Source organism: Streptomyces sp. NPDC093085 (genome assembly GCF_040683935.1).
Classification (GTDB): Bacteria; Actinomycetota; Actinomycetes; order Streptomycetales; family Streptomycetaceae; genus Streptomyces.
Genome location: NZ_JBFBFB010000009.1, coordinates 272,865 through 282,443, shown reverse-complemented (window position 1 = coordinate 282,443; position 9,579 = coordinate 272,865). Strand labels below are relative to the sequence as shown.

The window sequence follows — 9,579 nt, the reverse complement described above, 5'->3', positions numbered from 1 at the left end:
CCGCGGGCGGGCCGCCCCCCCCCCCCCGGCCCCGCCCCGGGGGGGGGCGGCGGGGGGGGGGGGCGGGGGGGGGGGGCGCGGCCCCCGTACGCCCCCGCACCCACCCGGTGATCAGGCCACCGCCGACGCGTACGCCGGGTCCTTCATCAGGAAGGTGGCCAGCGGCTCGCCCTCCTTCGCGGCGAGCGCGGTGAAGGTGACGCCCAGCAGCGCGGCGGCCTTGCGGGCCAGCTTGATGTCGTCCGACGCGGTGACCTGGCCGCGCGGGATGACGAAGCGGTACGTCACGTCCGTACCGTCGGTGAACTCCAGACCGAGGGCCCGCTCGTCGAACTGCGGGCCGTCCGAGATGGCGTACGAGAAGACGCCGTCGGCGCTGGCCACCGGCTCCACGGCGGCGCCGCCCATGAAGAACGGCAGCGTCGACTCGTTGAACTGGAGCATCGAGAACTTCAGCGTCAGATCGCGGTCCGCGTAGATGAACCGGGCCGGGCTGACGGACTGCCAGGTCTCGACCGGGTCGAGCTTGTCCTTTTTGGCGAAGGTCACGCCGTCGGTGGAGGTGTAGCCCAGGTCCTTCCACACCTGGGGGTCCCAGTCCGTGGCGAAGTTGACCGGCGCCGCGGCGCCCGCCTCGGCGACGAAGAGGCGGCCGGTGCCGGCGATACGGATCTGGGAGGAGTCGTTCGCGGTTGCCATGAGGGCTCCTTGGGTGACGTGGTGATGTGAAGGGTGAGATGTGAAGGGTGAGATGTGAGGTGGTGATGTGAGGTGATGGCTGGGTGGTGGCTGGTGGTGGCGCCGTGGGTACGGCGAAGGCCCCGCCGGACGGGCGGGGCCTTGTCTGCGGGGTACGGGGCCGGGCGGGCGCTGAGGGCCCGGCGGGCCCGGGGTGCGGTCAGTCCGTACGCATCGAGAAGCGCATGACGCAGAGGTAGCGGTTGGCCGCGGGGTAGAGGTACTCGGGCAGCCAGCGCGGCCCGTCCTCCTCGACGACATCGGTGATGGCCGTGGGGCCGTACCGGGTGCCGCGCGCCTTCAGGCACTCGGCGCGGGCCGCGTTGGCCAGCAGATGGGCCGTGGGCTTGTCCGGGCCGTAGCACTCCAGCTCGATCAGCGGCAGGTCCAGATGGAGATCGTCGATCCAGGCACCGCCCCGGCGCGAGACGATCACGGCCTTCTGGGTGCCGTCGAAGCCGGGCGGCGGCGTCTCGTCCACCGTGGCGTCGGCCAGCTCGGGCCGGTCGGAGAGAAGCTCCACGACGATGGCCTCCACGTCGGGAAACGTATTCGGGGGAGAGGTCATGACGGCCTATCACTCCTGTTCATAGCTGCTCGTAGCCGTTCGTAGGGGCAGATCGGCAGAGGCCGGGCCGGGGGGCAGGCCCCGGGAACGCCAGTGGCGGAGCTGCACCCCGGAGGGAGGTGGGCACAGCTCCGCCGCTGCATCCATTGTGATCCATGGCGAGCGAGAGCGCAACTAGTGCGTGTGAGCGCGCAATTAAGGGTGGGGTGTGAAGGGGGCGGGATCCTGGTGGTCACTCAGGGCGTGCGGGCGATACCGTGAGTATCGAACACGTATTCGAGAAGGTGGCGGTGAGATGAGCGGAGAGTACGAGGGCGAGGCGCAGCGTCGGCTGGGCGAGATCGTGGCGGTGGTCGTGGAGGTGGCGGCCGAGGCCGGCGAATCCGGTACGTACACCGGTGAGATGGGCCGGACGCTGACGGCGGTCGCCGCGAAGGTCGGTGCCAGGGTCGCGGTCGAGGCGGAGGTGCGCGGGTTCACCGGCGGCTGGCAGGAGGCCGTCGCGCTCGGCGGCGCGGGGGTGCCCGCCGGTCCCGGTCCCGTACCCGCCGCCGTACCCCCTGCGACGCGGAAACCGGCCGCCCCCTCGCGCCCTGGTGGCGGGCGGAAGGGACGGCCGGCTCCGTCGTACTGACGGGTCGTGGCGGGGGGTGTGCCGGGGCCCGGGGGCCCGGGGGCCCGGGGGCCCGGGGGCCCGGGGGCCCGGGGGCCCGGGGGTGTGTCGGCGGTTGTGCCGGGTCAGGTGGCGGAGGTGCGGGGCCGGGCGTGGGCGGCGCGTTCCGCGGCGAAGACGTCCTCCAGCCGGTAGAGCAGTGCGCGGCCCTGGCGCCCGGCCGGGGCGAGATGGCCGAGCTGGACCCACTTGCGGATGGTCGCCGGGGCCACCCCGACCTCGCCGGCCGCCAGTGCGCCGGTGATCAGCGGGGCGGTGGGGGCAGGCGGGGTGGTCATCGTTCGGCTCCGTCCGCCGGGTGTTCCGCCATCGCGTCGGCCATCTCCCGCGCGTCGCCGCCTGTCCGCGCCGCGAGCCGCGCCCAGGAGTCCCGCTCCCATACGTGCCGGTGGGCCGGGTCCGTACGGCAGTCGCACTCCGTGTCGTCGCACCGGCAGCCCGGGTTGACGCAGAGCACCGCGCCCCGGGACGGGAACGCGCGCAGCGAGACCGAGTCGCACCACGGGCAGCGCCCCGCCACCCGCGCCATCGGCTCCGTGTCGCCGAGCGCGCGCCCGCACCGCCGGGCCATGCGGCGCGCCTCGTCCCGTACATGCGCCGCCAGCACCGGATGGACCGCCGCCCGGTCCAGCAGCCGGGCCAGCCGGAGCAGCCGCTCGGGGACCGGGGCGCGGGGCGGGCGGTTCAGCCCGAGCTTGGCGTGGACGGCCTCCTCCAGCTCGACCACGCCGTCGGTGATGTCGCGGATCGCGTCCGAGATGTGCAGCCGCAGCGGGGCGGTGGTGCGGCCGGGGACGGTGAGGCCGTGGCGCTGCTCCACGAGCAGGGCGTCCCGCCGCTCGGCCCTGACCCGCTCGGAGTCGGCGGCGAGCCGGTCCGGGGAACGGTACGGGCGGTCACCCGCCGTGGCGGTGGCGGGCCCGGGGGCCAGCTCGGCGAGCAGCTCCGGGAACTGGCGTACGAGTAAATCCAGCCAGAGCGCGGCGGAGTCGGCGGCGGCTCTGCCGGGGGTGGCCGCGGCTCCGTCCGGGTCGGCAGGGGGGACCCGGACGGCGGTCCGGGGGGTGGTCCCGGGGGTGTCGCGGTGGATCCCGGAGATGTCGCGGTGGCCGGGTTCTTCGGCGGCGCCGGGACGGTGGCCGGGGGCGTGCGGGTGGCTGATGGTGTGGCCGGTGCTGGACATGGGCGCTCTCCCAGGGCAGACGGGTCCGGACGGACAGGGCCGGGCGGATGGATCCGGGCGGATCCCGGCGTACGGATCCGGACAGGCGGCCCCGTACCCCCGTGACGGCGCGGCGGTGATCTCACGGTCACTCCGCGTCGTGTGCTACCGACCTTTACATGTTGCGCGCTCGCGCGCAATCATCTTTGAGTGTGACGTGGCGCCCTTTGGCGGGAGGGTGGGGGAGGGGTGGGGTCTTTGCCGAATCCCCACACCCGCCCTCTTCCTTGCGCATAATTCCGTGCGCGCAAGCGCGATAGTCTGGCTCCGCTTCGGAGGGAGGCCCCCCACACATGTCCACCAGTGACCTTGATCAGTTCGCCACCTGGGTCGAAGAGCTGATCCGGCGCCGCGGCTACGACATCGACAGTCCGCGCGGCGGAGGCAAGTCGCGCCTCGCCGACGAGGCCGGCGTCCACCGCGCGGCGATCACCCGGCTGCTGCACCGCCAGAGCATGCCGGACCTGGAGACGACCCGGCGGCTCGCGCGGGTGCTCGGGGTACCCGTACGGGACATGCTGATCCGCTCCGGACGGCTGACCGAGAGCGACCTGCCCCTGCCGGACCCGGGGGGGCCGGCGGGCGCTGCGGGGGACGGCCCGTACGAGGTGCGGCGGCTGACCATCGAGGAGGCCGCGATCGGGCTCGGGGTGCCGGAGGAGCAGCGGGAGATGTTCATCAGGATCGCCGGACAGTTCCTGCCGCCCCCGGCCGCGCGGACCACGGACCGTACGCCGCTCGCCTCGGAGTGATCGGAGTGATACGGGGGCGCCCCCGGGGACGCTCCGGCGGCGACCCGGAGGCGCCCCGGATTCCGTCCCGGAACTCTCCCGGAGTCCGTCCCCGGAACTCTCCCGGAGCGGCCCGATCCGTTCTCCCTTCCGGCGTGGTGCGGGTAGTAGGCTGATCCGGCCTGTACCGCACGGACGCGGAGGTCAGGTCCCGGATCGCGCCGAGTCGCGGTCGGCGGGGCCGACGCGACCGGCGGTGGGGGCTGGCGCGCGACGCGAGAGGGACGGTGCGTGGCCGAGGGGGAGCGCAAGACCCGGCAGCGGCGTGCCGGAAGGCGGGGGCGCGGTGTCGCCGACCGCGTCGTGAAGCCGTCGGGCCCGCCCGCGCCGCAGACACCGCCCCTCGCCCCCGACGAGCCGGCGCAGGCGCCCCTGTCCGCGGAGTTTCCCGAGCCGGGAGAGGCCGAGCCCCGGGAGGCCGGGCCGGGTGAGGGCCTGCTGGTCGTATCGCGCGAGGAGCTGGAGCGGCGGGAGATCAAGGCGTACGCGGACGGCTGGCGCGACGCCCTCGCCACCTTCGAGTCCGCGCGGAGACGTACCGACGCCTGGCCGGGCCCGCCCCGGCTGCGGCTGGTCCACCGCAGAGCCACGGACCCGGCCCCCGCGCCCGCCCCCGCCCCCGGCCTCGGTCCACGCCTCGACCCGGACCCGACCCCTGACCCGGCCCCGGACTCCATCCCTGATGTCCCCCCGGGCCCCGGACCCGGCCCCGATCCCGTCCCCGTAACCGAATCACCCCTGTCACCCCCGTCACCCCCGTCACCCCCGCGTCCCGCCCCCACCGATCCCGCCACCCCCGGTCTCGTCCCCAAGAACCCCAGCTCGCGGGTGCCCACCATCCCCCGGCTCGCCCCGCCCCGTAACCTGGGCGGTCCCGGGAGGGGCGTACGGCGCGAGCCGCCTCCCGAGGGGGCGTCGCCGGCCCGTCCGGATGGCTGAATCAGGCCAGGTCGTGAGGGCCGTCACGGGCACGTCCCGTGCGTGGGCATTTGTTTTGACCGGAGTCGGTGAGGTAGGTACGCTCAAGCCTTGTGCCTGGGGTGTGCCTGGGCTCCTGTGCGTGTCCTCAGCCGCACGAGGGGTTCGTGTCAAGGCCACCGTGATCTGCGCCTTCCTCGCTCTCGGCGAGGGCTTTGCAGTATTCGACACACCCGACCGCGTGGGTCGGAGGTGTTCCAGGTTAGTTTCACTGACGGCACACAGAAACCGGAGAAGTAGTGCCTACGATCCAGCAGCTGGTCCGTAAGGGCCGGCAGGACAAGGTCGAGAAGAACAAGACGCCCGCACTTGAGGGATCCCCTCAGCGTCGCGGCGTCTGCACGCGCGTTTTCACGACCACCCCGAAGAAGCCGAACTCGGCCCTCCGTAAGGTCGCGCGTGTGCGTCTGACCTCGGGCATCGAGGTCACGGCCTACATTCCGGGTGAGGGACACAACTTGCAGGAGCACTCGATCGTGCTCGTGCGCGGTGGCCGTGTGAAGGACCTGCCGGGCGTTCGCTACAAGATCATCCGCGGTTCCCTCGACACCCAGGGTGTCAAGAACCGCAAGCAGGCCCGCAGCCGCTACGGCGCCAAGAAGGAGAAGTAAGAATGCCTCGTAAGGGCCCCGCCCCGAAGCGCCCGGTCATCATCGACCCGGTCTACGGTTCTCCTCTTGTCACGTCGCTGATCAACAAGCTTCTGCTCAACGGCAAGCGTTCCACCGCCGAGCGGATCGTGTACGGCGCCATGGAAGGCCTCCGCGAGAAGACCGGCAACGACCCGGTCATCACGCTGAAGCGCGCGCTTGAGAACGTCAAGCCCACGCTTGAGGTCAAGTCCCGCCGTGTCGGTGGCGCCACCTACCAGGTGCCGATCGAGGTCAAGCCCGGTCGCGCCGCCACCCTCGCCCTGCGCTGGGTCGTGGGTTACTCCCGCGCCCGCCGCGAGAAGACGATGACCGAACGCCTCATGAACGAGCTGCTCGACGCCTCCAACGGTCTCGGCGCCTCGGTCAAGAAGCGTGAGGACACGCACAAGATGGCCGAGTCCAACAAGGCCTTCGCGCACTACCGCTGGTAGTCGCAACCCACATCGAGACCGAGAGAAGACTGAGCCTTATGGCCACCACTTCGCTTGACCTGGCCAAGGTCCGCAACATCGGGATCATGGCCCACATCGACGCGGGCAAGACGACGACCACCGAGCGCATCCTGTTCTACACCGGTGTGAGCTACAAGATCGGTGAGGTCCACGACGGCGCTGCCACGATGGACTGGATGGAGCAGGAACAGGAGCGCGGCATCACCATCACGTCCGCCGCGACGACCTGTCACTGGCCGCTCGACGACGTCGACCACACCATCAACATCATCGACACCCCGGGGCACGTGGACTTCACGGTCGAGGTGGAGCGTTCGCTCCGCGTCCTCGACGGTGCGGTCACCGTGTTCGACGGTGTCGCCGGTGTGGAGCCGCAGTCCGAGACCGTATGGCGCCAGGCCGACCGCTACGGCGTGCCGCGCATCTGCTTCGTCAACAAGCTCGACCGGACCGGCGCGGAGTTCCACCGCTGCGTCGACATGATCGAGGACCGCCTCGGCGCCGTCCCGATCGTGATGCAGCTTCCGATCGGTGCCGAGGCCGACTTCAAGGGCGTCGTCGACCTGGTGACGATGAAGGCGTTCGTCTGGTCCGCCGAGGCGGCCAAGGGCGAGATGTACGACATCGTCGACATCCCGGCGACGCACACCGAGGCGGCCGAGGAGTGGCGCGGCAAGCTGCTCGAAGTCGTCTCCGAGAACGACGACGAGCTGATGGAGCTGTACCTGGAGGGCGTCGAGCCCACCGTGGAGCAGCTCTACGCGGCGATCCGCCGTATCACCATCGCGTCCGGCAAGTCCGACGGCACCACCGTCACCCCGGTCTTCTGCGGCACCGCGTTCAAGAACAAGGGCGTCCAGCCCCTGCTCGACGCGGTCGTGCGTTACCTCCCGACCCCCCTGGACGTCGAGGCCATCGAGGGCCACGACGTGAAGGACCCGGAGAAGGTCGTCGCGCGCAAGCCCTCCGTGGACGAGCCGCTGTCGGCGCTGGCGTTCAAGATCATGAGCGACCCGCACCTCGGCAAGCTCACCTTCGTCCGGGTGTACTCCGGCAAGCTGGAGTCCGGCACCGCGGTGCTGAACTCGGTGAAGGGCCGCAAGGAGCGCATCGGCAAGATCTACCGCATGCACGCGAACAAGCGTGAGGAGATCGAGTCGGTGGGCGCCGGTGACATCGTCGCCGTCATGGGCCTGAAGCAGACCACCACCGGTGAGACGCTGTGCGACGAGAAGAACCCGGTGATCCTGGAGTCCATGGACTTCCCGGCGCCGGTGATCGAGGTCGCGATCGAGCCCAAGTCCAAGGGTGACCAGGAGAAGCTGGGTGTGGCCATCCAGCGGCTCGCGGAGGAGGACCCCTCCTTCCAGGTGCACAGCAACGAGGAGACCGGCCAGACCGTCATCGGCGGTATGGGCGAGCTCCACCTTGAGGTGCTGGTCGACCGCATGCGGCGCGAGTTCCGCGTCGAGGCGAACGTCGGCAAGCCGCAGGTCGCCTACCGCGAGACGATCCGCAAGACCGTCGAGCGCGTGGACTACACGCACAAGAAGCAGACCGGTGGCACCGGGCAGTTCGCCAAGGTGCAGATCATGATCGAGCCCATCACGGACGGCGACGTCCCGTACGAGTTCGTGAACAAGGTCACCGGTGGGCGTATCCCGAAGGAGTACATCCCTTCGGTGGACGCCGGTGCGCAGGAGGCCATGCAGTTCGGCATCCTGGCCGGTTACGAGATGACCGGCGTGCGCCTCACGCTCCTCGACGGTGGCTACCACGAGGTCGACTCCTCCGAGCTGGCGTTCAAGATCGCCGGTTCGCAGGCGTTCAAGGAAGCGGCCCGCAAGGCCTCTCCCGTCCTCCTTGAGCCGATGATGTCGGTCGAGGTCACGACGCCCGAGGACTACATGGGTGACGTGATCGGCGACATCAACTCCCGCCGTGGGCAGATCCAGTCCATGGAGGACCGGGCGAACGCCAAGGTCGTCAAGGGCCTGGTGCCGCTCTCGGAGATGTTCGGCTACGTCGGAGACCTCCGCAGCAAGACCTCGGGTCGCGCAAGCTACTCGATGCAGTTCGACTCCTACGCCGAGGTTCCCCGGAACGTCGCCGAGGAGATCATCGCGAAGGCCAAGGGCGAGTAACTCGACCGAGTCCACGCTTTAGGCTTGTCACCGGCAAGTCCTGGGGCCCGCCCGCCGCACCAGCGAGTGCGGTGGGGGTGCCCCGGGCGCCGGCATCCCAGCAAAGATCACCTGGCGCCGATGAGTAAGGCGTACAGAACCACTCCAGGAGGACCCCAGTGGCGAAGGCGAAGTTCGAGCGGACTAAGCCGCACGTCAACATCGGCACCATCGGTCACATCGACCACGGTAAGACGACCCTCACGGCCGCCATTACCAAGGTGCTGCACGACGCGTACCCGGACCTGAACGAGGCCTCGGCCTTCGACCAGATCGACAAGGCTCCCGAAGAGCGCCAGCGCGGTATCACCATCTCCATCGCGCACGTCGAGTACCAGACGGAGTCGCGTCACTACGCGCACGTCGACTGCCCGGGTCACGCGGACTACATCAAGAACATGATCACGGGTGCGGCGCAGATGGACGGCGCCATCCTCGTGGTCGCGGCCACCGACGGCCCGATGCCGCAGACCAAGGAGCACGTGCTCCTGGCCCGCCAGGTCGGCGTGCCGTACATCGTCGTCGCCCTGAACAAGGCCGACATGGTGGACGACGAGGAGATCCTGGAGCTCGTCGAGCTCGAGGTGCGTGAGCTCCTCTCCGAGTACGAGTTCCCGGGCGACGACCTGCCGGTCGTCAAGGTCTCCGCGCTCAAGGCCCTTGAGGGCGACGCCGAGTGGGGCAAGACCGTTCTCGACCTGATGAAGGCCGTCGACGAGTCCATCCCGCAGCCCGAGCGCGACGTCGACAAGCCGTTCCTGATGCCGATCGAGGACGTCTTCACGATCACCGGTCGTGGCACCGTCGTCACCGGTCGTATCGAGCGTGGTGTCCTCAAGGTCAACGAGACCGTCGACATCGTGGGCATCAAGCAGGAGAAGACCACCACCACGGTCACCGGCATCGAGATGTTCCGCAAGCTGCTCGACGAGGGCCAGGCCGGTGAGAACGTCGGTCTGCTCCTCCGTGGCATCAAGCGCGAGGACGTCGAGCGCGGCCAGGTCATCATCAAGCCCGGTTCGGTCACGCCGCACACCGAGTTCGAGGCCCAGGCCTACATCCTGTCGAAGGACGAGGGTGGCCGTCACACCCCCTTCTTCAACAACTACCGTCCGCAGTTCTACTTCCGCACCACGGACGTGACCGGCGTCGTGACCCTCCCCGAGGGCACCGAGATGGTCATGCCGGGCGACAACACCGTCATGAGCGTCCAGCTCATCCAGCCGGTCGCCATGGAAGAGGGCCTCAAGTTCGCCATCCGTGAGGGTGGCCGGACGGTCGGCGCCGGCCAGGTCACCAAGATCAACAAGTAATTGTTGCT

The 9,579-nt window shown here is 70.1% G+C and carries 11 protein-coding genes; 7 read left to right on the top strand and 4 right to left on the bottom strand.

All coding sequences use genetic code 11. The annotated features are described in order from the left end of the window. Positions 1 to 111: 111 nt before the first annotated feature. Positions 112 to 699, bottom strand: coding sequence for a phage tail protein (locus AB0O07_RS24730; protein ID WP_365636783.1), 588 nt, complete (start codon positions 697 to 699; stop codon positions 112 to 114). Positions 700 to 898: 199 nt separating this feature from the next. Next, the gene (locus AB0O07_RS24725) at positions 899 to 1,306 is read right to left on the bottom strand and encodes a hypothetical protein (RefSeq protein ID WP_365636781.1); all 408 of its coding nucleotides are present in this window, start codon (positions 1,304 to 1,306) and stop codon (positions 899 to 901) included. 295 nt (positions 1,307 to 1,601) lie between these two features. On the opposite strand from AB0O07_RS24725, the gene AB0O07_RS24720 reads away from it, so the two are divergent. Further along, positions 1,602 to 1,940, top strand: coding sequence for a hypothetical protein (locus AB0O07_RS24720; RefSeq protein ID WP_365636779.1), 339 nt, complete (start codon positions 1,602 to 1,604; stop codon positions 1,938 to 1,940). A 104-nt stretch (positions 1,941 to 2,044) separates the two neighbouring features. On the opposite strand, the gene AB0O07_RS24715 is transcribed toward AB0O07_RS24720, so the two are convergent. Next, positions 2,045 to 2,257, bottom strand: coding sequence for a hypothetical protein (locus tag AB0O07_RS24715; RefSeq protein WP_365636776.1), 213 nt, complete (start codon positions 2,255 to 2,257; stop codon positions 2,045 to 2,047). Next, positions 2,254 to 3,162: a hypothetical protein gene (locus AB0O07_RS24710; RefSeq protein WP_365636774.1), complete on the bottom strand. Its 909-nt coding sequence runs from the start codon at positions 3,160 to 3,162 to the stop codon at positions 2,254 to 2,256. Before AB0O07_RS24710 ends, AB0O07_RS24715 begins: the two co-directional genes overlap by 4 nt. 332 nt (positions 3,163 to 3,494) lie before the next feature. Here AB0O07_RS24710 and AB0O07_RS24705 point away from each other — a divergent pair, with 332 nt between their 5' ends. The 6 genes from AB0O07_RS24705 to tuf all read left to right on the top strand — a co-directional run bounded on the left by AB0O07_RS24705 (position 3,495) and on the right by tuf (position 9,571). Beyond that, positions 3,495 to 3,953 (top strand): helix-turn-helix transcriptional regulator, encoded by a 459-nt coding sequence (locus AB0O07_RS24705; protein ID WP_365636772.1) that lies wholly within the window; start codon positions 3,495 to 3,497, stop codon positions 3,951 to 3,953. A 270-nt stretch (positions 3,954 to 4,223) separates the two neighbouring features. Next, positions 4,224 to 4,931: a hypothetical protein gene (locus AB0O07_RS24700; protein ID WP_365636770.1), complete on the top strand. Its 708-nt coding sequence runs from the start codon at positions 4,224 to 4,226 to the stop codon at positions 4,929 to 4,931. A 278-nt stretch (positions 4,932 to 5,209) separates the two neighbouring features. Beyond that, on the top strand, positions 5,210 to 5,581 hold the full coding sequence (gene rpsL, locus AB0O07_RS24695) for a 30S ribosomal protein S12 (protein WP_003948652.1): 372 nt from the start codon (positions 5,210 to 5,212) through the stop codon (positions 5,579 to 5,581). Positions 5,582 to 5,583: 2 nt separating this feature from the next. Further along, complete coding sequence (gene rpsG, locus AB0O07_RS24690; RefSeq protein ID WP_030351427.1) at positions 5,584 to 6,054, top strand: 30S ribosomal protein S7; 471 nt, start codon at positions 5,584 to 5,586, stop codon at positions 6,052 to 6,054. Between the two features lie 38 nt (positions 6,055 to 6,092). Beyond that, positions 6,093 to 8,219 carry an elongation factor G gene (gene fusA, locus AB0O07_RS24685; protein ID WP_365636768.1) on the top strand — a complete coding sequence of 709 codons (2,127 nt, stop codon included), beginning with the start codon at positions 6,093 to 6,095 and terminating at the stop codon, positions 8,217 to 8,219. 158 nt (positions 8,220 to 8,377) lie between these two features. After that, positions 8,378 to 9,571, top strand: coding sequence for an elongation factor Tu (gene tuf, locus AB0O07_RS24680; RefSeq protein WP_365636766.1), 1,194 nt, complete (start codon positions 8,378 to 8,380; stop codon positions 9,569 to 9,571). Positions 9,572 to 9,579: the final 8 nt, after the last annotated feature.

Bases quoted from the DNA above. Each gene is read 5' to 3' on its own strand.
- AB0O07_RS24710 (WP_365636774.1), bottom strand. From the start codon at position 3,162: ATGTCCAGCACCGGCCACACCATCAGCCACCCGCACGCCCCCGGCCAC.
- AB0O07_RS24730 (WP_365636783.1), bottom strand. From the start codon at position 699: ATGGCAACCGCGAACGACTCCTCCCAGATCCGTATCGCCGGCACCGGC.
- fusA (WP_365636768.1), top strand. From the start codon at position 6,093: ATGGCCACCACTTCGCTTGACCTGGCCAAGGTCCGCAACATCGGGATC.
- AB0O07_RS24725 (WP_365636781.1), bottom strand. From the start codon at position 1,306: ATGACCTCTCCCCCGAATACGTTTCCCGACGTGGAGGCCATCGTCGTG.
- AB0O07_RS24720 (WP_365636779.1), top strand. From the start codon at position 1,602: ATGAGCGGAGAGTACGAGGGCGAGGCGCAGCGTCGGCTGGGCGAGATC.
- AB0O07_RS24705 (WP_365636772.1), top strand. From the start codon at position 3,495: ATGTCCACCAGTGACCTTGATCAGTTCGCCACCTGGGTCGAAGAGCTG.
- rpsG (WP_030351427.1), top strand. From the start codon at position 5,584: ATGCCTCGTAAGGGCCCCGCCCCGAAGCGCCCGGTCATCATCGACCCG.
- AB0O07_RS24715 (WP_365636776.1), bottom strand. From the start codon at position 2,257: ATGACCACCCCGCCTGCCCCCACCGCCCCGCTGATCACCGGCGCACTG.